Annotated in this window: 25 protein-coding genes; 9 read left to right on the top strand and 16 right to left on the bottom strand. The window is 62.1% G+C overall.

Going from position 1 to position 26,227, the window contains the following annotated elements:
• The coding region (locus B4E36_RS15115) for a hypothetical protein (RefSeq protein ID WP_345900535.1) at positions 1-395 on the bottom strand (395 nt) is incomplete at its 3' end.
• Positions 396-587: 192 nt separating this feature from the next.
• Between B4E36_RS15115 and B4E36_RS15120 the strand changes: the two genes are divergently transcribed.
• Entirely contained in the window at positions 588-1,364 is a 777-nt protein-coding gene (locus tag B4E36_RS15120; RefSeq protein ID WP_292056491.1) for a DeoR/GlpR family DNA-binding transcription regulator, read from the top strand.
• 44 nt (positions 1,365-1,408) lie between these two features.
• Here the strand turns inward: B4E36_RS15120 and B4E36_RS15125 are convergent, their stop codons facing one another.
• The 4 genes from B4E36_RS15125 to B4E36_RS15140 all read right to left on the bottom strand — a co-directional run bounded on the left by B4E36_RS15125 (position 1,409) and on the right by B4E36_RS15140 (position 6,074).
• Positions 1,409-2,137, bottom strand: a complete 729-nt coding sequence (locus B4E36_RS15125; RefSeq protein ID WP_292056493.1) for an HAD family hydrolase — start codon at positions 2,135-2,137, stop codon at positions 1,409-1,411.
• A gap of 14 nt (positions 2,138-2,151) precedes the next feature.
• Positions 2,152-3,834 carry an ABC transporter permease subunit gene (locus tag B4E36_RS15130; protein ID WP_292056495.1) on the bottom strand — a complete coding sequence of 561 codons (1,683 nt, stop codon included), beginning with the start codon at positions 3,832-3,834 and terminating at the stop codon, positions 2,152-2,154.
• Complete coding sequence (locus tag B4E36_RS15135) at positions 3,831-4,880, bottom strand: ABC transporter ATP-binding protein (RefSeq protein ID WP_292056496.1); 1,050 nt, start codon at positions 4,878-4,880, stop codon at positions 3,831-3,833. Before B4E36_RS15135 ends, B4E36_RS15130 begins: the two co-directional genes overlap by 4 nt.
• Before the next feature lie 186 nt (positions 4,881-5,066).
• Entirely contained in the window at positions 5,067-6,074 is a 1,008-nt protein-coding gene (locus tag B4E36_RS15140; RefSeq protein WP_292056497.1) for an ABC transporter substrate-binding protein, read from the bottom strand.
• A 313-nt stretch (positions 6,075-6,387) separates the two neighbouring features.
• Here B4E36_RS15140 and pxpB point away from each other — a divergent pair, with 313 nt between their 5' ends.
• Positions 6,388-7,104 carry a 5-oxoprolinase subunit PxpB gene (pxpB, locus tag B4E36_RS15145; RefSeq protein WP_292056499.1) on the top strand — a complete coding sequence of 239 codons (717 nt, stop codon included), beginning with the start codon at positions 6,388-6,390 and terminating at the stop codon, positions 7,102-7,104.
• On the top strand, positions 7,101-8,039 hold the full coding sequence (locus B4E36_RS15150; RefSeq protein WP_292056501.1) for a biotin-dependent carboxyltransferase family protein: 939 nt from the start codon (positions 7,101-7,103) through the stop codon (positions 8,037-8,039). Before pxpB ends, B4E36_RS15150 begins: the two co-directional genes overlap by 4 nt.
• Before the next feature lie 198 nt (positions 8,040-8,237).
• On the opposite strand, the gene B4E36_RS15155 is transcribed toward B4E36_RS15150, so the two are convergent.
• Complete coding sequence (locus tag B4E36_RS15155; RefSeq protein WP_292056503.1) at positions 8,238-9,722, bottom strand: NAD-dependent succinate-semialdehyde dehydrogenase; 1,485 nt, start codon at positions 9,720-9,722, stop codon at positions 8,238-8,240.
• A gap of 383 nt (positions 9,723-10,105) precedes the next feature.
• Between B4E36_RS15155 and B4E36_RS15160 the strand changes: the two genes are divergently transcribed.
• Positions 10,106-10,348 (top strand): Lrp/AsnC family transcriptional regulator, encoded by a 243-nt coding sequence (locus tag B4E36_RS15160; RefSeq protein ID WP_018063474.1) that lies wholly within the window; start codon positions 10,106-10,108, stop codon positions 10,346-10,348.
• A gap of 38 nt (positions 10,349-10,386) precedes the next feature.
• Here the strand turns inward: B4E36_RS15160 and folD are convergent, their stop codons facing one another.
• The 7 genes from folD to B4E36_RS15195 all read right to left on the bottom strand — a co-directional run bounded on the left by folD (position 10,387) and on the right by B4E36_RS15195 (position 15,189).
• Complete coding sequence (folD, locus tag B4E36_RS15165; protein ID WP_292056508.1) at positions 10,387-11,286, bottom strand: bifunctional methylenetetrahydrofolate dehydrogenase/methenyltetrahydrofolate cyclohydrolase FolD; 900 nt, start codon at positions 11,284-11,286, stop codon at positions 10,387-10,389.
• 108 nt (positions 11,287-11,394) lie between these two features.
• Positions 11,395-11,880: a F0F1 ATP synthase subunit B gene (locus B4E36_RS15170; protein WP_018063476.1), complete on the bottom strand. Its 486-nt coding sequence runs from the start codon at positions 11,878-11,880 to the stop codon at positions 11,395-11,397.
• A 4-nt stretch (positions 11,881-11,884) separates the two neighbouring features.
• On the bottom strand, positions 11,885-12,469 hold the full coding sequence (locus tag B4E36_RS15175) for a F0F1 ATP synthase subunit B (RefSeq protein WP_292056511.1): 585 nt from the start codon (positions 12,467-12,469) through the stop codon (positions 11,885-11,887).
• 87 nt (positions 12,470-12,556) lie between these two features.
• The gene (locus B4E36_RS15180; protein ID WP_018063478.1) at positions 12,557-12,784 is read right to left on the bottom strand and encodes a F0F1 ATP synthase subunit C; all 228 of its coding nucleotides are present in this window, start codon (positions 12,782-12,784) and stop codon (positions 12,557-12,559) included.
• 88 nt (positions 12,785-12,872) lie between these two features.
• Complete coding sequence (locus B4E36_RS15185) at positions 12,873-13,625, bottom strand: F0F1 ATP synthase subunit A (protein ID WP_018063479.1); 753 nt, start codon at positions 13,623-13,625, stop codon at positions 12,873-12,875.
• Positions 13,626-13,683: 58 nt separating this feature from the next.
• On the bottom strand, positions 13,684-14,025 hold the full coding sequence (locus B4E36_RS15190) for an AtpZ/AtpI family protein (RefSeq protein WP_018063480.1): 342 nt from the start codon (positions 14,023-14,025) through the stop codon (positions 13,684-13,686).
• 186 nt (positions 14,026-14,211) lie between these two features.
• A complete protein-coding gene (locus B4E36_RS15195) occupies positions 14,212-15,189 on the bottom strand; it encodes a magnesium transporter CorA family protein (RefSeq protein ID WP_018063481.1) in 978 nt (325 codons plus the stop codon).
• Between the two features lie 112 nt (positions 15,190-15,301).
• On the opposite strand from B4E36_RS15195, the gene B4E36_RS15200 reads away from it, so the two are divergent.
• On the top strand, positions 15,302-16,000 hold the full coding sequence (locus B4E36_RS15200) for a phosphoribosyltransferase (protein WP_292056520.1): 699 nt from the start codon (positions 15,302-15,304) through the stop codon (positions 15,998-16,000).
• Between the two features lie 54 nt (positions 16,001-16,054).
• Here B4E36_RS15200 and B4E36_RS15205 read toward each other — a convergent pair whose 3' ends face one another.
• Complete coding sequence (locus tag B4E36_RS15205) at positions 16,055-17,113, bottom strand: PRC-barrel domain-containing protein (RefSeq protein ID WP_345900536.1); 1,059 nt, start codon at positions 17,111-17,113, stop codon at positions 16,055-16,057.
• Positions 17,114-17,325: 212 nt separating this feature from the next.
• Complete coding sequence (locus B4E36_RS15210; RefSeq protein WP_292056524.1) at positions 17,326-18,831, bottom strand: HWE histidine kinase domain-containing protein; 1,506 nt, start codon at positions 18,829-18,831, stop codon at positions 17,326-17,328.
• 601 nt (positions 18,832-19,432) lie between these two features.
• Here B4E36_RS15210 and B4E36_RS15215 point away from each other — a divergent pair.
• The 4 genes from B4E36_RS15215 to dgcA all read left to right on the top strand — a co-directional run bounded on the left by B4E36_RS15215 (position 19,433) and on the right by dgcA (position 24,544).
• Positions 19,433-20,851, top strand: coding sequence for a phosphomannomutase (locus tag B4E36_RS15215; RefSeq protein ID WP_345900537.1), 1,419 nt, complete (start codon positions 19,433-19,435; stop codon positions 20,849-20,851).
• A 44-nt stretch (positions 20,852-20,895) separates the two neighbouring features.
• Positions 20,896-22,329: a mannose-1-phosphate guanylyltransferase/mannose-6-phosphate isomerase gene (locus tag B4E36_RS15220; RefSeq protein WP_292056528.1), complete on the top strand. Its 1,434-nt coding sequence runs from the start codon at positions 20,896-20,898 to the stop codon at positions 22,327-22,329.
• Positions 22,330-22,559: 230 nt separating this feature from the next.
• The gene (dgcN, locus tag B4E36_RS15225; RefSeq protein ID WP_292056529.1) at positions 22,560-23,561 is read left to right on the top strand and encodes an N-acetyltransferase DgcN; all 1,002 of its coding nucleotides are present in this window, start codon (positions 22,560-22,562) and stop codon (positions 23,559-23,561) included.
• Positions 23,558-24,544: an N-acetyl-D-Glu racemase DgcA gene (gene dgcA, locus B4E36_RS15230; RefSeq protein WP_292056531.1), complete on the top strand. Its 987-nt coding sequence runs from the start codon at positions 23,558-23,560 to the stop codon at positions 24,542-24,544. Before dgcN ends, dgcA begins: the two co-directional genes overlap by 4 nt.
• A 6-nt stretch (positions 24,545-24,550) precedes the next feature.
• Here the strand turns inward: dgcA and B4E36_RS15235 are convergent, their stop codons facing one another.
• Positions 24,551-25,759: a GTP-binding protein gene (locus B4E36_RS15235; RefSeq protein WP_414673765.1), complete on the bottom strand. Its 1,209-nt coding sequence runs from the start codon at positions 25,757-25,759 to the stop codon at positions 24,551-24,553.
• Positions 25,760-26,227 lie beyond the last annotated feature (468 nt).

Below are 26,227 nucleotides of genomic sequence, written 5' to 3' on the forward strand. Positions count from 1 at the left end.
CCGTTCTCGCCGCCGACAACCACATGAACCGGCTCATCGGTATTGCTGTAATCGATGATGTCCTTGTCGCGCCATGCGAGGCCGGTGTCGCCCTTCGAGTGCAGCGAATAGTCGCCGGCGCCAAGCTCGGCCATCTTCTTCTGGATGTCGACGCCGTAGCTGTTGCGGTATTCCTGGATGGTGATGAAGTCGTAATTGCCCGATGAAAGAAGGTCGGCCGCTTCGGGAATGAGCGTCGATGCCCCCCAGGTGTTCAAGGAGATGATGCGCAGCGCATTGTCCTCGGCCTTCGCCGGAACAGCGCTGACGGCCAGCAGCGAAACGCCGCTCAGAAGGCCCAGCATCTTGCCTGAAATGTGCGCGCGGCTTCCCAGCCGCTGAATGATACCATTCATCGGGTATTCCTTTCGTAATCGGAACGCTATGAAATTTCGATTTGCGTCGTCAGGTTAACATGTTTCGAAAGCGACATATAAGACCCTTATATGTCATATTTACAACATTTTTATAGATTCCTTGCGTACACGCCCTCGGTGTTTCAAAAAGGAGGGCACAGAATCGGAAATGGTGCTGGAGGTGGTGCGGACGTGGAAAGCAACGGAGAAGAAAGAAAGAAGGAAAGCCGTCAGTCGTCGATACTGCGATTGATGGAGAAGAACTTCTATATCTCCGTAGAGGAGATTTCCGATTTCTTCACGGTGACCACCCAGACGGCCCGGCGCGATATTCTGGCGCTTGAAAAGGCGGGTCGCGTGCGCCGTCTTCACGGCGGGGCGGTGCTTGTCGGCCCGCTGGAGGAAACCGTCTACCGCCGTCGGCGCGTCGACAATGCGGAGCAGAAGCAGCGCATCGGCGAACTTGTTGCCGACCTTGTGCCGGATGGCGCGTCGATCTTCATCGATTCCGGCACCACCTGCGAAGCGATCGCGCGCGCGCTGTCGAGCCGCAATCATCTCAGGGTTCTGACCTACAGCCTCAGGGTCGCGACGATCCTGAACGAGAACACCAATTTCACGCTGGCCGTCCCCGGCGGTTTCGTCCGTCCGATCCATGGCGGTATCTTCCAGGAAGAGACGCCCGAATTCATCCGCAACTTCAAGTTCGACAGTGCGATCATCTCGGTGAGCGGCATCGACAATGACGGCGACCTCTGCGACGACGACCATGCCGAGAGCGTGGTCGCGACGGCGGCGATGGCGCAATCGCGCCACACGCTTCTGGCCGTCGACAGCAGCAAGTTCGGCAAGCGCGCCATGGTGCGGCTGGGTTCGATATCCGATGTGGACACGCTGGTTACCGACACCATGCCGGAAGGGGATATCCGTCGTCTTCTGGATGAAAACGGCGTCGAGATCGTTTGCTGAACCGCGGCGAAAGCGCGCCGCCGGCCGCTTTTCCGCTGTCGCTTTCATGTCCTTGACGCCGCTATGTTCTCGAAAATGTCGGTGGCGAGCGTCTGGATCCCCGGAAGGCAGACATCGCACAGAGGCTGCAACACGTCGCGCGTTCCCGTTCCCGTCAAAACGCCGACCCTGAGACCCGCCCCGCCGGAGATCGCCATGTTCATGTCATGGGGATTGTCGCCGACGACCGCGGTCTGCGCGGGCGCGACGCCCATCGCCTCGCAAAACGCCAGCAACATGCCGGGTTCCGGCTTGACGCCGTAGCCGCTGTCATAGCCGGCGATGAAGTCGATCCATGGGGTCAGCGACAGGCGCTCCACCAGTCCTTCGATCGCCGCCTGGCTGTCGCTGCTGGCGATGCCGAGCCGGAACCCGCGCTCATGCAGGTTGCGAAAAAGCTTGACCAGATTGGTGACCGGAACGGCGTCGGAGACTGCGGCGGTAAACAGCGTATCGAGCGCGGCGGTCAGCTCGCCGACGCTGAAACGCGCGCCGGCCTCGACCCAGGCCCGGGCGATCTCGTCGGTATTGCCGGCGGCCAGCAGACTGTTTGACGATGTCTGCCCGCTTTCGGCATCCATGCCGCCAACGCTGAGAAGATGCGCGGCAAGCGCCGGATCGCCGCTCGCGGCAAGATCGGCTGCGGCCCGGTTGATGGGCGCCCAGGTGCGCTGGTAATCGAGGAGAGTGCCATCCTTGTCGAAAAGGATGGCCTTGATGGGGGAGGCCGTCATGGCGTTTTCCGCTCTTATCTTATGAGATTTACGTTCTTGACGCCGGCGAGCCGCATCAGCACGCGCACGACGATCAGGCACAGCACCACGATCCCCATGATGCAGACCGAAAAGGCGGCCGCCTGGTTGATCGCGCCGCGATCCGACAATTGCAGCACCGAAACGGAGGCAAGCTGGGTCGAGGGGGTGACGAGAAAGATCACCGCCGAAAGCGAGACCATGGAGCGCATGAAATAGAACACGCCCACGCCCAGAAGGGTCGGCCAGATGAGCGGCAGCGTGACCTTGCGCAGGGTCGTCATCGAAGTGCCGCCGAGCGTCGTCGAGGCCTCGTCAAACGTCGCGCCGATCTGCTTCAGGCTGGTCGATGAGATCAGGAAGGCATGGGCGTGGTTGTAATAGACCTCGAGGATCACGATCAGCGCAAAGGTTCCGTAGAGGAAATTGAGCGGATTGGCAGGTGAATTGAACACCAGGATATAGCCGAGGCCGAGCACGATGCCGGGCACTGCGGCCGGCAGGATCGCCAGAAACGACAGCGGTCCGGTCAGCGCGGTCTTGAACTTGTGCACCACGATGGCGCCGAGCCCGGTGACGATGATGCCGACGATAGCGGTTGCGAAAGCGACGAAAACGCTGTTCCAGAGCGGGTCGGTCCCATTCTGGACATCGAAGCGGTAGTGGCGCAGCGTGAAGCTCATATTGTACGGCCACAGATGCACGAAGCTGGCGAACACGACGATGCCGACCACGGACACAACCAGCCCCGCCACAACATAGGCATAGAGCGAGAAGAACAGGTCGCGCCGCGCCGAGGGTTTTGGCGTCAGCGGCCGGGATTGCTCGGTGACCAGCGCGTGCTGGCGCGCGGTCATCCGCTTCTCGATCAGCTTTGCAAACATGGCCGGCACCAGCAGCGCCACGCCGATGACCGCGCCGAGGCCGAACTGGGCCTGACCGATGACCTGATTGTACACTTCCGTCGCCAGCACGTTGAAGTCGCCGCCGATCACCATCGGATTGCCGAAATCGGTGATCGCCAGCATGAACACGATGAACAGCGTGGCCGCCAGCCCGTAGCGGGTGGCGGGCAGCGTGACGTCGCGGAAGATGCGCAGCGGCCCGGCGCCGAGCGCTTCCGCGCTTTCATAGATCCGGGCATCCGCCACGGCGAGCGCTGCCGACAGGATCAGGAAGGCGTAGGGAAAGGCATAGAGCGCATTGGCGATCGCCACGCCCCAGAAACCGTAGATGTCGAGATCAAAACCGAGATAGCGGTTGAGGATGCCGTTGCGTCCGAGAAGCAGGATCAGGCCCTGTGCCTGAACCAGCGACGGCGCGAACAGCGGCACCAGGATCACGATGCGCAGGAACCATTTGCCGGGAATGATCGCGCGTTGAAGCGCATAGGCATAGCCATAGGCGACCACCACCACGATCGCCGTGGAGGTGAGCGAGACCAGAATGCTGTCGCCGACGAGTTCCCAGAAACGCATGGTCGAGAAGGTGGCGATGAAGTTGCCCAAGCCGAGACCGTCCGGGGTCTCCAGGCTGCGCATCAGTATGCCCAGCAGCGGCAGCAGCAGAAAGATGATCAGGAGGGCTGCGACGAACAGCGTCATCGCCCAGATGCTGGCGCGGTCGGCAATATCGGTGCCGCGGGCGGGGCGGCTTGCGGTCTTCACGGCGTTGCTCATGCAAGCACCCTCAGGGCTTCGGCCGGAATGACGATGCCGAGACGCTCGCCCACTTTCGGAACCGTGCTCGCGCCGTGCAACTCGACGCTGATCGGCGCCTTGGGCTCGGCATCCGTCACCACCTCGACGCGGGTGATATTGCCGAGATAGGTAACGCCGGAGACGGTTGCGGGCAGGGTGTTGTCGCCGGCGGCGTCGACCTCGGTCAGCGAAATCATTTCCGGGCGCACGCCGAGGGCAGTCACATGATCGGGGGTGTTTTCGCTATCGGCAAGGTGGAGCGCCACGCCGCCGAAGCTCGGCTGCATGCGCGTGTTTTCATCCAGTTTCAGTATATTCATTCGTCCGATGAAATCAGCTACGAAGGCGGTTTGCGGTTCTGCATAAAGGTCACGCGGCGAACCGATCTGTTCGATGGTTCCCTTGTTCATGACCACGACGACATCCGCCATCGCCAGCGCCTCTTCCTGATCGTGGGTGACCATGATCGTGGTCAGGTTCAGGCGCTGCTGCAGGCTGCGGATTTCCACGCGCAATTCCTCGCGTACCTTGGCATCAAGCGCGGACAGCGGCTCGTCGAGCAGAAGCAGGGACGGATCGGGCGCGAGCGCGCGCGCCAGCGCGATGCGCTGCTGCTGGCCGCCCGACATCTGCGCCGGCAGCTTGGCGCGGTGATCGGCAAGGTGCACGAGGTCGAGCATCTCGTCGACGCGGCTGCCGATCTTGGCCTTGTCCCAGCGCCGGCATTCGAGCCCGTAACCGACATTGCGAGCCGCGCTCATGTTGGGAAACAGCGAATAGGACTGGAACACGACGCCAAAATTGCGCGCCCGGGTGGGCACCGCCGTCAGGTCCTCGCCGCCGAGTTCGATCGTGCCTTCATCCGCATCTTCCAGTCCGGCGATGACGCGCAGCAGCGTGGTCTTTCCGCAGCCAGACGGGCCGAGAAAGCAGACGAAGTTTCCGTGCGGGACATCGAGCGTGACGTTGTCGAGTGCTGTCAGCCTGTCGAAGCGCTTGACAAGGTTGCGGATCGAAAGGTCCATCGCGCGTTCTCTCCTGATGCGGGTTTGGCGGTGCGGGGCGGGGAAGGATGATGCCGTTTCCACTTGGCCGCACGTAAAGCAATTCAATGAAACAGATCAGCCGAAGCTTGCTTCCGCCGAATTGCGTTTGGCAAAAAGCGCCGGCGGGCATGATCGCCCGCCGGCTGCGTCATCATCTGGCGTTTCTTAGCGCTCGTAGCGCTCCTGCCAGGTGTTGATGATCTCCGTGCGGTCTTCGGCCGCGGCACGGAAGTCGACCGGGAACAGGGCGGCCGGAACATCCTCGGGCAGGCCGGCGGAGATGAACCGCTCCGGCACTTCGCCGCCCGGAACCGTCACGATCGTCTTCCAGTCGTAATAGGCCGTGGCCGCTTCGGGGCTGAGGGTCCAGTCGAGGAAGCGCTTGGCGGCATCCTTGTGCTCGGAAGAGGCGACCAGCGCGTTGCCTTCCAGCTCGTTGCCGGCGCCTTCGGAGGGCACGACCATGGTGATCGGGTAGCCTTCCTCGATGTTCTTGATGGCGCGCATGGCGTAGGAGGCGCCGACGGTGTATTCGCCCATCGAGGCGACGTTGCAGGGGCGGGAGCCGGACTTGATGTACTGCGCGACGTTCTTGTCGAGCTTGTCGAGGAAGGTCCAGCCTTCGTCTTCGCCCATCATCTGGAGCAGCGCATCGATCTGGATATAGCCGGTGCCCGAGCTTGCCGGGTTGGGCATGACAACCTCATCGGCAAAGGACGGGTCGGTCAGATCGGCCCACGAGGTCGGCATTTCCAGCCCCTCGGCCTCGAGGCGTTCATTGTTGACGCAGAATGCCGCCATGTAGCCGGTAACCGCAAACCACTTGTTGTCGGGGTCGCGGAACTGCGCGGGAACGGTATCGATGCCCTTCGGCTCGTAGGCTTCCAGCGTTTCCTCGATCTGCGGGTTGACCATGGAGGTGACGGCAAAACCCCACAGCACGTCATGCTGGGGATTGGCTTTTTCCGCGATGATGCGGGCGGCGAGATCGCCGGTGGAAAGCCTCAGAAGGTTGACGTCGATATCGGGCATGGCCTCCTTTGCCTTTTCGAGAAAAGCTGCGGCCTCGTCTTCTTCGTAAGAGGTATAAACGGTAATCGTCTCGGCGAAGGCAGCGCTCGAGATCAGTGCGCCGGTGAGTGCGCCAAGCGTCAAAAATCCAAATTTCTTCATCTTCGTTCTCCTTTGTACCTGAAACGACAAAAATGTTCGTTTTAAGACATTTATCCATTGAAAATGAACGTTTGATGACAATAAGGCGGTTTTCCGTCTGTTACAAGGCCCAAAACGGGAAATGCTGAGTCGCCCTGATTTCTATAGGTTGTGTTGCCTGAAAACCGGGCACCGTTTCGCGCAGCGCCCCGGCGACTGGCTGGTCATATCGCTTGGGGACGCGGCGGACGATCGGGGTCTTTCGCGAAACCGTCAAAAGCTGATAGCCTCGACGCGCGTCCGGAAAAACGGGCGCGACTTGGAGCATTGGACAGTGGTAACGATCAAGCCGGCCGGCGATCAGGCCGTGACCGTGGAATTTGCAGACAGGATCGACGCGGACGTCAATGCCCGCGTGATCGCGCTTGCCGACGCTTTGAAGGCGCGGCCGGTGGAAGGCATTGTCGAAACCGTTCCGACCTACCGCTCGCTGCTGGTCTATTACGATCCCGGCCGCATTCGCGGCGCGCAGCTGATGCCGCTGCTTCACGAGCGGGTGGAGCATCTCACCGAGGGCGGGGAAAACACCACCCGCCATTTCCGGGTGCCGGTCTGCTATCGGGGCGATAATGCGCTTGATCTCGCAGACCTTGCCGAAATCAAGAATATCAGTCCTGAAGAGCTGATCGCGCTGCACACCGCTGCCGATTACCGGGTCTACATGATCGGGTTTGCGCCCGGCTTCACTTATCTCGGCGGCCTGCCTGAGGCGCTACATACGCCTCGCCTTGCCGTACCGCGCCAGAAGGTGGCGGCGGGCGCGGTCGGCATTGGCGGCGCGCAGGCGGCGATCAACTCGCTGTCCGGCCCCAGCGGCTGGCGCTATATCGGCCGCACGCCGCTGCGCCTGTTTGACCCGGAGCGCGCAGACCCCTCCTTCTTCCGCGCCGGCGACACGATCCGGTTTTTCGAGATCGGCGCCGACGAGATGGCGGCGCTGGAACACCGCGCGGCCGCGGGCGAGGCCATTGTGGAACCGGAGGCGGCATGAACAGGCTGGAGGTCGTCAGGGCCGGTCTCATGGTTTCCGTCCAGGCGCGGCCGCGCACCGGCTATCTTGCCGCCGGCGTCTCGCCATCCGGGCCGATGGACAAGGCTGCCTTTCGCATCGCGCAGGCGCTTGTCGGCAATGGCGATGACGCGGCGGCGCTGGAATTCGCACAGTTTGGCGGAAGCTATCGCGTCAGCGCGCCCTGCATGGTGGTCGTCACCGGCGGGACCGCGCAGGTGACGATCAATGGGCGGGCCATGCCGCTTTGGGAAAGCCATGCGCTGCGGCCGGGCGAAACGCTGGAGATCGGTCCGATGAGAGGCGCGGTCTGGGGCTATATCGCCTTTTCCGGCGGCATCGCCGTGCCGGAACTGCTCGGCTCGCGCGCCACCCATGTCAGAAACGCGATGGGCGGGTTTGAGGGTAGGACGCTCGCCGAGGGCGATCTGCTGCCGCTCGGAAACGGCGAACCCGGCTCGCCGCAGAAACTGACGGAGATTTTCCATTATCCGCAAGGGCCGATCCGGATCGTCGCAGGACCGCAGGATGACCGCTTCGATCCCCGGGCCTGGTCGCTGCTTCTCACCGAACCGTTTTCCGTCTCCAGCCGGCGCGACCGGATGGCGAGCCTGCTCGACGGGCCGCTGCTGCGCGCTATCGGTGGCCACGATATCATTTCCGACGCCACGCCCGCCGGTTCGATCCAGGTGCCGGGCTCCGGCATCGCCACGGTGCTGACGGCGGAACGGCAGACGACCGGCGGCTATCCGAAGATCGCCACGGTGATTTCCGCCGACCTGCCGCGACTTGCGCAGATGCCGGCCGGCAAGCCATTCCACTTCGTCCGGATCAGCCAGGACGAAGCCGAGGATCGGCTTCTGGCCGAGCGCGAACGGATCGAAACCGCGATCCGCTCGATCGCGACGCCGGTTTGAGTGGCGACGGTGAATGGAAACGGGGAGTGTTGGTCGTTTGACAGTCCAAACCAAACCCCGATCGGGGGGCACCCTCGGGCTTGACCCGAGGGTTCAGGCGGCGTTTTCCGGCTAGCCCGGATGCTCGTGTCAGGCGCGAACACCACGCCTGGAAGTCGGGAGGCTTCGTCACCTCCCGACCATAAGCGTCGCTCGCCCTCAGGCGATGCCGCCGAGGCAGATATATTTCAGCTCGGTATAGTCATCGAGGCCGTATTTGGAGCCTTCGCGGCCGAGGCCGGACTGCTTGACGCCGCCGAAGGGGGCGACCTCGGTGGAGATCAGGCCGGTATTGACGCCGACAATGCCGTATTCCAGCGCTTCGGCCACCCGGAAGATCTTGGCCACATCGCGCGAAAAGAAATAGGAGGCGAGGCCGAATTCGGTGTCGTTGGCCATGGCGACGACATCGTCCTCGGTCTCGAACTTGAACAGCGGCGCCACCGGACCGAAGGTCTCCTCGCGCGCGCATTTCATGTCGGGCGTCACGCCGGTGAGCACCGTCGGCTCGAAGAACAGGCCGCCGCGCTCGTGCGACTTGCCGCCGAGCTTGACCGAAGCGCCCTTGGCGGTGGCATCGGCGATATGGTCCTCGACCTTGTCGACCGCCGCCTTCTCGATCATCGGACCGATTTCGACGCCGTCTTCCATGCCGGGGCCGACCTTGAGGCCCGCAACGCGCTTGGAAAGCTTCTCGGCGAATGCGTCATAGACGCCGGCCTGCACGTAAAGCCGGTTGGCGCAAACGCAGGTCTGGCCGGCATTGCGGAATTTGGACGCGATCGCGCCTTCGACCGCCGCATCGAGGTCGGCGTCGTCGAAGACGATGAACGGCGCATTGCCGCCGAGTTCCAGGCCCATCTTCTTGATCTGGTCTGCCCCCTGGCGCATCAGGATGCGGCCGACTTCGGTGGAGCCGGTGAAGGTGATCTTGCGGACGCGGTCATCCTCGCTGAAGACCTTGCCGACGGTGGATGAACTGGTCGAAGTTACGACCGACAGAAGGCCTTTCGGCAGGCCGGCGCGCTCGGCGAGCAGCGCCATGGAGAGCGCCGAAAGCGGCGTCTGCTGGGCGGGCTTGGACACGATCGAGCAGCCGGCGGCGAGTGCGGGAGCCATCTTGCGGGCCAGCATCGCGTTCGGGAAGTTCCACGGGGTGATCGCGCCGACGACGCCAACCGGCTGGCGGATGACCATGATCCGCTTGTCGGCCTGATGGCCGGGAATGATGTCGCCATAGGCGCGCTTGGCTTCTTCGCCGAACCATTCGATATAGGCCGCGCCGTAGAGCACTTCGCCGCGCGCCTCGGCAAGCGGTTTGCCCATTTCCGCCGTCAGGATCACGGCCAGGTCATCGGCGTTTTCGACCATCAGGTCGTAGAGTTTGCGCAGGATCTGGGCGCGTTCCTTGCCGGTCTTCTTCGCCCAGGCCTTCTGTGCCTCGTAGGCGGCGGCGACGGCCTCCTCGACTTCTTCCTTCCCGCAGTCGGGAAGCGTGGCGATGACGTCGCCAGTCGCCGGATTCACGACATCGAAGGTCTTGCCGCTGGTCACCTTGTCGCGCCATTCGCCGGCGATGTAGGCGCGGGGCTCGGCGAGGTCCGCCTTCTTGAGTTTGTCGGATAGCGCTGTTGCGATTGTCATGATGCTTATTCCCTTTTTCGTTCATGTGACGGCGCGTGACTGAGAGGCCGCGGTCGACGCTCACAATGCATATAGACCGGCTGTTTCATTCGCCAAACTAAATTCTGGCACATCAGTTTCGAAGTTTATCTCCGATCAGAATACGGCTACCGGAAACGCGCTGCCTTTAATGTGTTCTCATGCTGCCGGACGGAAAGCCGGTATTGCCTTTTGCCGGAAGTGGCCTCCTGCCCCTGAAACGGTAAATAACCTATAGTGGAATTAAGTTTTATTTTTATGATAGTCAATCTCCCGCATCGAACCGTCTGGCTTCCCTCCGCCGGCTGGTGCTATACACGAAGCGGCGAGGCCATGATGACGCGCAAAGAGGGTAGATAAAGCCGATGCAGACGATATTCGTTCAGTTCAAATGTCATCCCGGACAGGCGTATGACGTCGCCGATCTGGTGGTGCGCACGCTTGAGGAAACCTCGGAAATCTATTCGACCTCCGGCGATTACGATCTGCTGGCGAAGTTCTATCTGGCCAAGGATGCCGATATCGGCCATTTCGTCACCAGCAAGCTGCAGACCATCGAAGGCGTCAAGGACACCTTCACCCTGGTGACGTTCAAGGCCTTCAGCTAAGGCCTCTCCGGAAAAGCGGGCGCGGCAGGCGGTCCGCCTCAGAAATCGGGAACGGTCACGCCATTGTCGCGGCAGGCGGCGATCATTGTGTTGGCCATCAGCATGGTGATCGTCATCGGGCCGACCCCGCCCGGGACGGGCGTGATGGCGCCGGCGACCTTTTCGACGGCGGCATAATCCACATCGCCGATCAGGCGCGTCTTGCCCTCGCCGCGTTCCGGCGCCGGTATCCGGGTGATGCCGACATCGATCACCGTCGCGCCGGGCTTCACCCAATCGGCCTTCACCATTTCCGCCCGGCCGGTGGCCGCGATCAGGATATCGGCGCGCCGGCAGATTTCCGGCAGGTCCGCCGTGCGCGAATGGGCCATGGTGACCGTGGCATTGGCCTGCAGCAGCAATTGCCCCATCGGCTTGCCGAACAGGTTGGAACGGCCGATCACGACGGCGTCGAGGCCGGAGAGGTCGCCCCCGTGGATCGAGCGAATCAGCACCATCGCGCCGGCCGGCGTGCACGAGATCAGGCCTGTCTTTGTGTCGCCGAGGGCAAGCTTGCCGGCATTGACGATCGAAAGCCCGTCCACGTCCTTTTCGGGACGGATAAGCTGGATGACGGGAAACTCGTCCAGATGCGCGGGCAGGGGCAGTTGCACCAGAATGCCGTGGATCGTGGGATCGTCGTTCAGTTCGCGCACAACCTGTTCCAGTTCCGCCTGGCTGGTTTCCGCTGGCAGCGTGACCTGGACGGAATGGAACCCGCATTCCTTGGCGCGTCTGCCCTTGGCCGCGACATAGGTGTGGCTTGCCGGATCATCGCCGACGATGACCACGGCCAGCCCCGGCACGACGTCCTTTTCCGCTTTCAGCGCGGCGCTTGCCGCCGTGACCTTCCCGATCACATCCGCCGCGATCGCCTTGCCGTCTATCCGCTTTGCCATGTTTCAAACCATTTTCTGCGGCGCCGTGGTCATTCTAGCGGACGCCAGAAACAAAAACGGCAAGCGCCGGAACGCTTGCCAATGACTTTCACCTCGAAGCCGACAGGATCAGTTGAGGCGGGATTTGACCGCGTCGACCGACTGCGAAAACAGCTTGGAGCGTACCGCGGGCGTCGCCTTCTTTTCCAGAACGATACGCGCGGCATCGACGGCGACGTCGACTGCAGCACCGCGCACGGCGGCGACGGCTTCCTGCTCGGCCTGACGGATCTTCTGTTCGGAAAAGGCGGTCCGGCGCTCGACATATTCTTCCGTCTTGCGGCGGGCTTCTTCCTTGATCGCCTTTGCGTCGCGCTCGGCGGCAGCAACGATATCCTTGGCCTCTTCCTCGGCCTCGCGGCGCTTGCGCTGATAATCGGCAAGCACGTGCTGGGCTTCCTCGCGCAGGCGCTTGGCTTCCGCCAGCTCTCCGCGAATCTCGTCGGCGCGCGAATCAAGCGAGCGCAGCAGAATGCCGGGCACCTTGAAATAGGCGACGACGATGAAGAACAGGATCAGGCCGACAAAGGCGTAGAATGTTGCATCGAGAGACATGGGCTCAGCCCTCCCTGACGGTCGAAACCGCGCTTTCGATGTCGCCCTTGGCGACGCGGCCGCCGATCAGATGGGTAACGATCAAAGCGGCGGTTTCCTCGGCGATGCCGCCGACTTCCTGAAGCGCTTCGTTGCGAACCGCGGCAATGCGCTCATTGGCTGCCGCAAGCTTCTTGCCAAGCTCGGCTTCGAGTTGCTCGCGCTCGGCATCGGCCTCGGCGCGCGCCTTGTCGGCGGCTGCGGCGGAAATGCTGCGGGCCTCGTTGCGGGCTTCGGCGAGTTCTTTTTCATAGGCCTTGATCGCGGCATCGGCCTCGCTGCGAAGGCGTTCCGCCTCGTCGAGGTCCTGGGCAATGCGATCGTGGCGGTCTTCCAGAATGGAGCCGACGCGGGGAACGATCACCTTCTTCATCACCAGATAGAAGAGACCGAACGTAATGGCCAGCCAGAGAATCTGCGACGGAAAGGTCGAGAAATCGAATGGCGGGAACACCTGCTGTTCGTGATGTTCCATCTCGGCCAGCGTGGATTCCGTGTGCTGTTCTTCTGCACCATGCGACGTCTGGGCCAAAGCCGGGGTCACAAACATGCTCACCTCCAAAGGTCTTCGACAACAAGGGGCGCGGCGCCGGCCTCAGGCCAGGCGCCGCAACCGAAAGTCGGACCGTTCAAAAAATCAAACGGCGAAGAGGAGGAGCAGGGCAACGAGCAGCGAGAAGATGCCGAGCGCTTCGGTAACGGCGAAGCCGAACACCAGACGGCCGAACTGGCTGTCGGCGGCGGACGGGTTGCGCAGAGCGCCGGTGAGGTAATCACCGAAGATGCGGCCGAGACCCATGGAGGTTGCACCCATGCCAAGGCAGGCAATACCGGCGCCGATGAACTTTGCTGCTTCCGCTTCCATATGAGAACTCCTTAGAAGAATTGGGTTGTTGCGGCTTAATAGCGATGCCGGTTCCGCCTGTCCAGACGAAGCCGGCGACTTTTCTATCCTAGTGATCGCCCGCGTTGACGGCGTCGTTGAGATACATGCAGGTCAGAACTGCAAAGACATAGGCCTGCAGGAAGGCCACCAGGAATTCCAGCGCCGTCAGCGCCACGGTCATGGCCAGCGGCAGGATCGCGCCGCCTGTGCCGATCGTTCCGATCGAGATCAGCGAGACCACGAAGCCGGCGAAGACCTTCAGCGTGATGTGGCCGGCCAGCATGTTGGCGAACAGACGGACGGAGAGGCTGATGGGACGCGAGAGAAACGAAACGATCTCGATCGCGGTCACCAGGGGAAGCAGGGCAACGGGCACGCCGGAGGGCACGAACACCTTGAAGAAATGCAGGCCGTGCTTGTAGAGGCCGTAACCGACAACAACGCCCATCACCATCAGCGCCAGCGAGAAGGTAACGACGATCTGGCTGGTGACGGAGAAGAAATAGGGGAACATGCCGATCAGGTTCGCCGTCAGCAGGAACATGAACAACGTCAGCACGAAGGGGAAGAACACCATGCCCTTCGTGCCCGCGCCCTCCCTCAGCATCGATGCGACGAATTCATAGAGAAGCTCGGCGATCGACTGCGTGCGCGAGGGGATAAGGCCGCGCTTGGCGGTTGCCAGGTAAAGGAAACCCGCAGCGGCCCCGGCGGAAATCACCATGAACAGCGAGGCATTGGTGAAGGACAGGTCCAGCCCGCCGACATTGATCGGAACGATGCTGTGGATCTGAAATTGATGGGTCGGATCGTTTGCCACCTAGTCTCTCTCTTCTTGCCCTGCCCGCGGCCGTTTTCAGCCGCCGGCAACCAAAACTTTACTCGCCGTCCTTTTTCAGACGGTCTTCCGGCTCCGCCACATAACCCACGGAGCGCAGTACATTCAATACCCCGGCGCAAAAACCGAGGAGAATAAACACAATCAATCCCCAGGGCCCCGTTCCGGCGAAGCGATCAAGCAGGTATCCGATCATGAAACCGGCGAAGATCGCCGCCATGAACTCGCTCGAAAGCTTCAGGCCCTTCGACATTTCCTTGCGGTTCTTGGCGGACGCCGCTGTCTTTGCCTGTTCGGAGACCTCATCCTTGCGCAGCGAACCGAGCTCGGATTCCAGCCGCTTGCGGCGGGCCTCCAGGTCGTCCTGTCCGTCTTCTGCCAATGACATCCCCTCCTTGAACGCGTCCCTGTCAGGAAGGCTCCGGCCACGCGATAAAGCGGCGGAAAGGCCCGGTCAAGTGGTGCGCACCATAGTTTTAGCGCCCATGCTAGTCAAGACAAGGGGCGGCATCAATGTCGCGTGCTGCAAATATCTGATTTTATTGCGGGAAATGCCTGGATTTCGTCGCTACAGCCAGCCGCGCTTGCGCAGCCAGACGACCGCCGCCGCCCCGGTCAGGAACATCAGGCCGAGAGCGGCCGGATATCCCCACGAAAAGTGCAGCTCCGGCATCTTGTCGAAGTTCATGCCGTATATGCCGGCGATCAGCATCGGCGGCGCGAACACGACCGAGACCACCGAAAACAGCTTCATGATGTTGTTCTGTTCGAGATTGATCAGGCCAAGCGAGGAATCCAGCAGGAAGGTTATGTTGGACGCCACAAAGCCCGCATGTTCCGACAGCGACTGGATATCGTGGGACACGACCCGGCAGAGGTCCTTGGTGGCCTTGTCGTCGCGTACCCGGCGGAGCGTCTGCACATAGGTCGCAAGGCGCGCCAGCGTGGTCAGGCTGTCCCGGGTCTTGCTGACAAGGCGGTGATAGGTCGAGATCTCGATGAGGCGCTCTTCCAGCTCCGCCGGGGGGCGTCTGCGGCCGCGCGCGCCCTCGCCGAAAACGGCAATCGAGATGTTGTCGATCTTGGCAACCGCCAGTTCCAGGATTTCGGCCGTGCGGTCCACGATCGTGTCGAGCAGATAGGCCAGAACCTTGGCGCCCTGTCCGGGCGCGACCTCGAGCCGCTTCATGTCGGCGGCAAACAGGAAGAACGGTTTCGGCTCGGCATGGCGGATGGTGATCAGCCTTCCCTCGGCGAGAATGAAGCCGATATCGGTGAGATGGGCGAGACCGAAATCCACATTCATGACGACGGAGGCCGTCATGTAGACGGCGTCGCCATCCGTATAGTAGCGGCTGGAAGGTTCGATATCCTTCAGCGATTCGCGCGTCGGCAGCACCACGCCGAGCAGTTCTTCGATCTGGCGCATGTCGTCTTCTGTCGGATCGAGCATGTCGATCCAGATCACGTCGTCCTCAAGCGGCGCGGGCGTGCCGGTGGAAGACATCGGCGTCTTCGCCCCTCCGACCTTGTAGAGATGGATCATCAAAACCCCGCTTTTCGAGATCGCGCGCCCCGCGCCCTTGCCCCAAAGGGCTACCGAAGCCTAATGATGAGGGCAAGACTGTTTTTGGCCAAGCTTTGAGATTTCACCCGCCATGCAACCCCATCATTTCTGGCAGGAACTGCTGCCGCCCGCGCCGCCCGCGCCGGCTGAGACGGCCGCCCATGACGCCGCACATGACGCCGCCTATCCCGCGCGGCTTGCGGACGGACGCCGTCTACTTCTGCCGATCCGCCCGCTTCAAGACAGCGGTGAGGGACTTGCGTCTCTGATCATCAACCAGGCTTCGTTCGCGGTCACCAGGGCGCTTGCCGCCGATCTCGCCGCCCGGCTTGCCCCTTTGAGGCCCGAAATCATCGTCGGCCTGCCGACGCTTGGCCTCACGCTGGCGGCTGCTGTGGCCGAGGCCCTTGGCCATTCCCGCTACGTGCCGCTCGGCAATTCGCGCAAGTTCTGGTACGAGGACGCGCTGTCGCTTCCGGTCAGTTCCGTCACCACGCCCGGCCAGCAGAAGCGGCTCTACATCGATCCGCGCATGCTGCCGCTGCTTGAGGGCCGGCGGGTCGCGCTCGTCGACGACGTGATCTCATCGGGTCAGTCGATCGTGGCGGGGCTTTCGCTCCTGAAGCAATGCGACGTGCGCCCCGTCGCCATCGCCGCCGCCATGCTGCAGACATCGCGGTACGTTGAGGCGCTTGCCGCTTTCGATGCGGATATCGTCGAGAATATTCACGCCTGTTTTGCCACGCCGCTGCTCGTCCGCGGTTCGGACAGCCTCTGGCGTTCGGCATGAAAAAGCCCGCGATCGCGAGATCACGGGCTTTCTGCAAGGAACTTCAGACCGGAATTAGTTCAGAAGAACGGCATCCGGATTGTCGTTCAGGCTCTGCTCGGTATATTCCGGCTGGTTTTCGAGCGTCTCACGATCATACTTGGTCTGGACGACATAGCTGTCGCCGTCGCTCATGACCGTGGCCGAATCGGCCGAGATGGCGACCGGCTTTTCGCCGATACCCAGGAAACCGCCGACATCAACGACGAAGACGTTTTCGTTATTGTCGCCAAAGACCACGATGTCCGAGATCTCGCCGACATTGTCGCCATCGGCGCCCAGTACCGGCGCGCCTTCCAGCTCGTCATAGGAAATCGAGGCGGTGTCGACTTCGCTCATGCCTTCCAGCATGGGGTTTTCGCCGTTCTGCATTTCATCGCCGGCATTGTCGACATTGGTGGCGACATCGTTCATGGCGTTGCCGGTGGCATCCGCCGCAGTGCCCATGCCCGTCGCCACGTCGTTCATGGCTTCACCGGTGGCGTTGCCGGCTTCGTCAAGCGCGGTTCCCGCGGAGTTGGCCAGATCCGTTGAGCCATCCGCCATGGTGCCTTCCGGTGCCGGAGCGCGGCCAACCTCCATCAGGTTTTCATTGTCGGATTCGAATTCCGGTGCGGACTCGAGCTCCTCGCGGGTGGCGTCAATGCTGAGCCACGCGCCGTTGTCGCCGGGCTCCCAGGACAGGCGATCAAAGGAGATCGCGACCTGTTTTTCGCCGATGCCGAGGAAGCCGCCGACGCCGATCACGGCGGCGTTGGCCGAGCCATCTGTGTTCATCACGATGTCAGCGATGTCGCCGACCTGTTCGCGTTCCTGGGTTTCGGCGCTCATGCCGTAGACCGGCCAGCCAAGCAGCGAACTTGCGAGAACCTGCTCGCCCGTGGCGCCGTAAAAGCTCTTGGCGTCTTCGCCGGCAGCCTGACGATCAGGGAAGATCGGCGCAGCGCCGTTTTCCATGCCAGAACTTGCTTCAGGCTGGTTCATGGGTTCGGTGGTGTTGGCGTCCTGGGCAAAGGCTGCACCCGTGGAAACAACAGCTACCAGTGCGGTGGTCGAAAGAATCTTGCGAAGCATGTCAATACTCCTCTCTTCTTGTAGTGTTCCGATATAGGTGCGATTCAATAGTTGTGTTATTTGTTTTTATCTCACCTTGCTCACGACAATTAAACGTGCCCGAATGACCCTTGTTCCTCCGACCGATGACTTTTTTGGAAAAAAGAGCGGAAAAAAATAAACCCGCCGCGTTCGGGAAACGGGCGGGTGGCTTCATCTGAATTGGCTTGCGATCAGCAGTAGCGCATCGGCATGGAAATATGCACCTTGAGGCCGGTTTCGGCATAGTCGACATCAACCTTGCTGCCGATGACCTTGTCGAGGCTGCGTTCAATCAGCACGGATCCGAAACCGCGCTGCTCGGGTGTGGTCACCCGCGGCCCGCCAACCTCGACCCAGTCGAGTTCCAGATGGGCGTTGCCGCCTTCATCATTGCAGGCGACGGTGATATCCACGACGCCGGCCCGGGTCGAAAGCGCGCCGAACTTGGCGGCATTGCTGGCAAGTTCGTGGATGACGAGGCCGAGCGCCAGCGCTTCGTCGGGATCGAGATAGACCGCGCTGCCGTGAATATCCACCTGCCGGCCGGAACTGTCGCTGTAGGGCGCGATCTGCGAGCGCAGCAGCCGGTCGAGGGCGATCGCGCCCCATTGCTCGTCCGACAGCAGGGTATGCGCGGCGGAAAGCGCCTGCAGCCGGCCGGAAAACGACATGTTGAATTCGGCCGAGGTCCGCGACCGGCGCAATGTCTGCCCGGCAATCGACTGCACGATCGCCAGCGTATTCTTGACGCGGTGATTGAGTTCGCGCAGCAGCAGGCGGGTCTTCTGTTCGCTTTCCTTCGTGGTGGTGATGTCCACTACCACGCCGAAGACCGGCCCCTTGCGCTCCTCAAGCAATGCGTTTTCATAAGCGCCGCCCAGCGAGAGAAGCCATTTGCCGGTGGATTCCACCTTGAATTCGCACTGATATTCCTCGCCCCTGTCAAGCGCCGACTTGAACCGACGCATCAGCGAAAACCGCATTTCGTGATCGACCGCGCCAAGCACCCGGCGGCAGGTCACCGGCTCGTCGGGTGAAAGCGCAAGCATTTCCCGCAGGGCATTGTCGCATTCGACAGTCTCGCTGACGCCGTCCCAGCTCCAGGTCGCGATATTCGCGGCTCGCAATGCCATCGAATGGCGGCGTTCCGATTGCGAAAGGGCGATATCGGCCGAAGCCTTGCCGCGCGCGGCGTGCTTCAGTTCATAAAGCGAGCCGGCAAGGTTCGCCAGTCGGCGCAGCGCTTCGGCATCCTCTTCGGTGGTGTCGCGGTGGTTTTCGCCGTCGATGATGCAGATGGCTCCGGCATTGACGCCATGAACCGGGATCGGAGCGCCGGCGAAAAACTTCACCCGCTTGCCTTCGAACATCGGGATCGAACGGGCGAGCTCAGCGTGGGTCTCTGGATTGTTGAGGATCAGCGCCCGCTGTTTCTTGAGCGCGATCGGGTAAACGAACAGGCCCGAACGGGTGGGCACGTCATCAACCTTCATGCCATGAACGGCCTGAACCCAGTTTTCGTCGGAATCGGCAATCAGTATCAAGGCGGCCGGGCAGGAAAAGCGGTTTGCCGCAGCTTCGACGATGGCGACGAAATTCTCGTCGACTTCCGCCGCGCGCATGATCGATTGCGAAAGCGTCTTCAGACGGTCCTCGTCCCTGATCGCCTCCACAATTTCCGATGGCAAATGTTCCACAGGCTCAAGCTCTTTTATTCTCGCTCAGGCAGACAATCCCCAGCCCGGGCACACCTATAAGTCACTGTATCGGAAAGGTGCAAGGACTTCCGACTTCGCTTCGAAACGTATTGGTTTGGCGATCGGTTCCGCCCGGGCGCGATTTTTCTGCATCGTAAATACTCTCGCGGAACAAACAGGCATTGCGAGCGTTCGAAAAAGAAGCAACAAAGAGGTGGCTGCTTGAGGGGTGGAAGGCATGTTTTCGAACGGCTGAGTGAGTGAAATCGTTCCACGGTTACCGGCAATGCCGGGCGTTTCGGTATTGTCGTGGCAATATGGTATACGCGGTCCTGCGAATGCGGTCTGGGGCTTGAGGGCATTCGGAGTTCGGGTATGCTTGCCCCCCGCGCAAGCAATGTAAGGAGAAGCCTTTTGAGCAGGTTTGCCGGGGCCGCGCGGGCGCCGACCGCTTCAGCTTGAAGGGCTTTCACCATGGGTTGCGTTGCATTCGGTCTGGCCGGGGCGGCGCGGCAAAGTGTCGGAGCGGCCGAGGACGCTCCAGTGTTTTGACTGGCGGCGTGGCCGAAGCGTCGTCCAATAACTGGGATAAGTAGTCGTAATGAGCGTAAAATTCGGGACGAGCGGCCTTCGCGGCCTGTCAACGGATCTCCTGGGGGAGCCTTCCTCTCTTTACACGGCGGCTTTCTGTCATCATCTGCAAAAGGCGGGCTATGCCGAAAAAGGCGATGTCGTGCTCGTGGGTCAGGATTATCGCGAGTCCAGCCCGGCGATCGCGGCAAACTGCATGGGTGCGATCGCGGCCGCCGGCTTCACGCCGGTCGATTGCGGCGCGCTGCCGACGCCGGCGCTGGCCTTTTACGGGCAGAAGCGGAAAGCCGCCTCGATCATGATCACCGGTTCCCACATTCCGGCCGATCGCAACGGCATCAAATTCTATCTTCCCGATGGCGAGATCACCAAGGAGGATGAAGAGGCGATTTCCGGCTTTGCAGAGCAGCTTGCGGGCACCGTCGATAAGACAACTGCGGAGGGCGAGGACGAGGCAAGCGAGGCGCTGGCCGGCTTCGGCGCGCGCTGCACCGCGATCCTTCCCGATGATGCCCTTTCCGGCATGAAGGTCGGCGTCTATCAGCATTCCACGGTGGCGCGCGATTTGTTCATCGCGGTGCTTGAGCATTATGGCGCCGACGTCACGCCGCTCGGTTTCTCCGAGGAATTTATTCCTGTCGATACCGAGGCGGTTGCGCCGGAAACAGTCGAGCTTCTGCAGGGCTGGGCCGGCGAACACGGTTTCGACGCCATCATCTCCGCCGATGGCGATGCTGATCGGCCGCTGGTGGCGGACGAGACCGGCATGCCGCTGCGCGGCGACCTGATCGGTCTGATGACCGCCAATTTCCTCGGCGCGAAAGTGGTGGTAACCCCGGTGACCTCTAATTCCGGCATCGAGAAGAACGGCGATTTCGAGGTGATCAGGACACGGGTCGGTTCACCCTACGTCATCGCCGGCATGGAAAAGGCGATTGCCGAAGGCAAGGACAGCATCATGGGCTTCGAGGCCAATGGCGGCCTGCTGACGGCCTCGCCTTTCCGCCCGGCTGGCGACACGATCGTGCCGCTGCCGACGCGCGACTGCTTCCTGCCCATCCTGTCGGCGCTCTATCTCGCCCATCGCGACAAGCGCAAGCTGTCGGAACTGGCGAAGGCCTACAGCCTGCCGGTCGCCGATGCCGACCGGATCAAGAACTTCGAGCAGGCGCGCAGCGCGGCGCTGATGGACTATCTGCGCGAAAGCGACGACAATCTTGCCGATTTCCTCGCACCGATCGGAAAGGTTGCGGACAAGAGCGACATCGACGGCCTGCGGGTCACGCTCGATGACGGCCGCATCATCCATTTCCGCCCCTCCGGCAACGCGCCCGAAATGCGCTGTTACGTGGAGGCCGCGAGCGCCCGTGAGGCGCGCGAACTCCTGAAACAGGGGGTCTCGCTGATCGAAGGTTTCAAGGCCCGTTAAACAAAACCCTTATTCAAGACTCATTCATTAGGAGATTTACAGACATGACCAGCAAGATCGTTCCCGTCATCATGGCCGGCGGCAAGGGCACGCGCCTGTGGCCGCTGTCGCGCGCCACCGCGCCGAAACAGTTCATCCGCTTCCTCGGCCCGACGACGCTCTTCCAGAAGACGCTGGAGCGCGTGTCGGACAGCGACCGCTACGAGGCGCCGATCATCCTGACAAACGAGGATTTCCGTTTTCTGGCCGCCGAGCAGGCGCGCGAACTGGATATCGAGCTCTCCGGCATCATTCTCGAACCGATCGCGCGCAACACCGCCCCCGCCGTCGCCGCTGCTGCCGCGATGGTGCGCGCCAATTTCGGCGATGACGCGATCATGCAGGTGCTCGCCTCGGACCACGAAATCGATGCGGGCTCGGATTATTTCGGCGCGATCGATACCGCGCTTGAGGCCGCGAAGAGCGGCAAGCTCGTTACCTTCGGCATCGAGCCGACCGAGCCCGCCACCGGGTTCGGCTATATCGAAGCCGGCGAGGAGCTTCCCTCCGGCGCTCGCAAGGTCGCCCGCTTCGTCGAGAAGCCGGCGCAGGACAAGGCCGAGGAGATGCTGGCTGCTGGCAACTACACCTGGAACTCCGGCATGTTCATGTTCCCGGTCGCGGTGCTGATTCGGGAACTGGAAAAATACGCCCCTGAGGTGTTCGAATTCGCCGAGCAGGCGGTGCTGAAGGATGAGAGCGATCTCGAGCTCGACTTCACCCGTCTCGACAAGGAGACCTTTGCGCAGTGCCCCGACATTTCCATCGACTACGCGGTGATGGAAAAGACCAGCGAGGCGGCCGTGGTGCCATCGGCCTTCACCTGGTCGGATCTCGGCTCCTGGGACGCGATCTGGAAGGATGGCGAGCAGGATGGCAGCGGCAATGTCGTTTCCGGCGATGCGACGCTGCTCGACACCCGGAATTCGCTCGTCATCTCGCGCGATATGCATGTCGCCATGCAGGGTCTCGACGGTATGGCGGTGATTGCCTCCGAGGATGCCGTCTATGTCGGCAAGCTCGAAGACAGCCAGAATGTCGGCAATATCGTCAAGGTGCTGAAGGGGGCCAAGGAAACCAAGGCGCTGGCCGAGGAACACCCGACCTCCTACCGGCCCTGGGGCGGCTATACCTCGATCATCAAGGGCGAGCGTTTCCAGGCCAAGCGCATCTTCGTCAAGCCCGGCAAGAAGCTGTCGTTGCAGAAGCACCACCACCGCGCCGAACACTGGATCATCGTCAAGGGCACGGCCGAGGTGACGGTGGACGAGGACGTGAAACAGCTCACCGAAAACCAGTCGATCTACATTCCGCTCGGCGCCGTTCACCGGCTCTATAACCCCGGCAAGATCATGCTGGAGCTGATCGAGGTCCAGACCGGCTCCTATCTCGGCGAGGATGACATTATCCGCATCGTCGACGATTTCGGCCGTGGCTGATTGAGAGGCAAGGCCCCGCGCCGCTCGGCGCGGGGACAGCTTCACGCCATCCTTCAGGATTGCGCCATAGCTCAAAAAATCCGTCAAAATTACACTTCAGTCGATCGTAATTCGCGATTTCTGCGTATCTCGCGCGAATTTGCGCAAACTTTCATTACTTCAGCTTGACCGCCGCCGCCGTGTCGCGATATCGTCGCACAACTCTCTCTTACTGTCGGATGGTCAAGCACATGATCGAAACTCCTTATCTTCTGTTCCTGGGCGATGCGCCCGACGGGCTTGCCGCCAAGGTGGCGCAGGGCATCAAGGACTGGCGTCCCGAATATGCCGTCGGCCAGTTGCGGCTTGAGGGCTGCAAGGCGGACATGAAGCTGCCCGACCTTTCGATCGCGGAAGCCGTGGACAAGGGCGTCAAGACGCTGGTGATCGGCGTCGCCAACCGCGGCGGCGTGATCTCGCCGTCCTGGAAGAGCGTGCTGATCGAGGCGATGGAGGCGGGGCTCGACCTCGCTTCCGGCCTGCACAACCTGTTGCGCAATGAAGCCGACCTTGCCGCGAAGGCGAAGGAGCTCGGCCGCACGTTGCATGATGTGCGCATCCCCGCAGTGCAGTACCCGATCGCCAATGGCAAGAAGCGGACCGGCAAGCGCATGCTCGCGGTCGGCACGGATTGCTCGGTCGGCAAGATGTACACCGCGCTCTGCGTGGAAAGGGCGATGCGCGAGAAGGGCATTAAGGCCACCTTCCGCGCCACCGGCCAGACTGGCATTCTGATCACCGGCGGCGGCGTGCCGCTCGATGCGGTGATCGCCGATTTCATGGCTGGCTCGATCGAATACCTCTCGCCCGATAATGATGCCGACCACTGGGACCTGATCGAAGGGCAGGGCAGCCTGTTCCACGCCTCCTATTCCGGCGTGACGCTGGCGCTGATCCATGGCGGCCAGCCGGATGCGCTGGTGATCTGCCACGAGCCCAACCGGCCGCATATGCGCGGCCTGCCGGACTATCAGCTTCCGAGCCTCGAGGCGGTGCGCGATCTGGCGCTGCAGATGGCGCGGATCGTCAATCCGGATTGCAAGGTGGTCGGCATCTCGCTCAACACCTCCGCCATGTCGGACGAGGAGGCGCTTGAATATTGCAGGCAGACCGAAGCGCGCATGGGCCTGCCGACGGTCGATCCGTTCCGCCACGGGGCCGAACGCCTCGCCGATGCGCTGGCGGCGCTATGAACGGACTTTACGTCTCCGCCCGCGAGGACGTGTTTCCTGTCGCGGGGTCGTTCACGATCTCGCGCGGCTCGCGCACCGAAATCCGCGTGGTGACGGTCACGCTCACCGATGGCGCGCATACCGGGCGCGGCGAATCCGTGCCCTATGCCCGCTACGGTGAGACGGTTGACGGCGTCATTGCCGATATCCTGTCGCTGGAAGCGGAAATCCGCGCCGGGCTCGACCGCGAAGCCTTGCAGACCCGGATGAAGCCGGGCGCGGCGCGCAATGCGCTCGACTGCGCGTTCTGGGATTTCGCGGCCAAAAGCAGCGGCAAACCGGTCTGGCAACTTGCCGGCCTTCAAAAGCCCGGCCCGCTGACGACGGCCTATACGATCTCGCTCGGCGAACCGGATAAGATGAAGGCCCAGGCGGCAGAAAATGCGCATCGGCCGCTCCTGAAGGTCAAGCTCGGGACTGATGACGACCTTGGCCGGATCGAGGCGGTCCGCGCCGGCGCGCCCGATGCCACGATCATCGTCGATGCCAATGAGGGCTGGAGCGTCGAAGCCTATCAGGCACTTGCGCCTGCGCTCGTGCGCCTCGGCGTGGCGCTGGTGGAGCAGCCGCTGCCGGCCGGCGATGACGAGGCGCTGCGCCATATCGAGCGCCCGCTGCCGGTCTGCGCCGATGAAAGCTGCCATGCCCGCCCCTCGCTTGCCGACCTCAAGGGAAAATACGACGCGATCAACATCAAGATCGACAAGACCGGTGGGTTGACCGAGGCGCTGCTCCTGAAGCAGGAAGCGGAGGCCATGGGCTTCCAGATCATGACCGGCTGCATGCTCGGCACCTCGCTTGCGATGGCACCGGCCATGCTGGTGGCCGAGGGCGCGGCCTTCGTCGACCTCGACGGGCCGCTGTTGCTTGCCCAGGACCGCGCGAACGCGATCCGGTTCGATGGCTCGGTGATGCACCCAGCCGAGCCGGTGCTGTGGGGGTAGGCCGCCTCAGCCTCTCGTCCACGAAGGAAAGGGGTCGGTCAGAAACTCGAAATCGCGTTCATTGAACGCAGGTCCGGTGTCGATCAGGCAGTCATCGAGGGCTTCGCGGATTGCCGCCTGGTCCGTGCCCGCGCCGATGAAGACGATCTCCTGCCGGCGATCGCCATAGACCTCGTCCCAGCAGTCATCGATCATCCGACGCAGGTCCGGCGCGTCCGGCCAGCGGCTGCGCGGAACGGCGGCCCACCAGCGCCCGAGCGGGCCGTTGCGCACGATCGCGCCGGCCAACGAGAATTCGCCGGCGAAATCCGGCCTTGTCGCCAGCCAGAAATGCCCCTTGGCGCGGATCAGGCCCGGAAAATTCATCCGCGTGAACGCGTCGAATTTCAGCGGATCGAACGGCGCGCGGGCGCGATAGACGAAGCTTGAAATGCCGTATTCCTCGGTCTCCGGCACATGGTCGGCAAAGCCGTAGAGCTCCTTGGCCCAGAGCGGGTGCTGGCTGGCCTTGTCCTCGCTGAAGAGGCCGGTATCGAGCAGTTCATCGAGATCGACACGGCTGAAATCCGTCTCGATGATCTTGGCATCGGCGTTCAGCGCGCGGACGATCTTGACGACGTTTTCGCGCTCTTCCGGCGTCACGTCCGAGACCTTGTTGACGACCACGACATCGGCGAATTCGATCTGTTCGACATGAAGATCAACCAGCGTGCGTTCATCGCCCTCGCCGGCCACCTCGCCGCGATTTTTCAGAAATTCATGACCGCCATATTCGCGCAGCAGGTTCACCGCGTCGACCACCGTGACCATGGTGTCGAGGCGGGCGAGATCGGAGAGGCTCTCGCCGCGCTCGTCGCGCCAGGAAAATGTCGCGGCCACCGGCAGCGGCTCGGCAATGCCGGTTCCCTCGATCAGCAGATAGTCGAAACGCTTTTCCTCCGACAGCCGCCGCACCTCGGTCAGAAGGTCGTCGCGCAGCGTGCAACAGATGCAGCCATTGGTCATCTCGACCATGGTTTCCTCGGTGCGCGACAGATCGGCGCCGCCCTCGCGCACCAGATCGGCATCGATATTCACCTCGCTCATATCGTTGACGATGACGGCGACCCGCCGACCCTCGCGATTGTTGAGGATATGGTTCAGCAGCGTGGTCTTGCCCGCGCCAAGAAAGCCGGAAAGGACGGTGACGGGAAGGCGGGTGTCGGTGTTTTGCAGCATGGGTCGTGTCCTGAAGATGCGCGAGAATGCCAATCGAACAGGCGTCGTTTGGCTATTAAATGTTATAACGTAACGTTGATAACCAAAAGACCGACTGGCGTCAACTCGTGGCGGCAGGGCAAATAGGAGCGAGGTTGCTGGCCAAGCCTGATAAGTGGGTTTTCTCGGGCCAGCGCGCGCTCCGCGTTGGCCGTGTTCGAACGCGTTTTGCGCGCCCCTCCCGCCATAGGCTCAGGCGCGCCGAGATTCTATAGGCGCAGCCGGGGCCTCGTTGTGGATCCTTCGGTCGCGTGCATGGCCTCACCGCATCGCCCCCAAATCCTCTCGCCCCGGAGGGGAGAGATGTCGCGACAGCGACAGTGAGGGGGAGTCTATCCACACGAGCGCACTCACGACCTGATCCGCTGCGCCACCCTCACTGCCCCTGTCGGGGCATCTCTCCCGCCAGCGGGAGAGAGTATTGGG

This window comes from Martelella sp. UBA3392 (assembly GCF_002358775.1).
GTDB classification, from domain to species: Bacteria; Pseudomonadota; Alphaproteobacteria; order Rhizobiales; family Rhizobiaceae; genus Martelella; species Martelella mediterranea.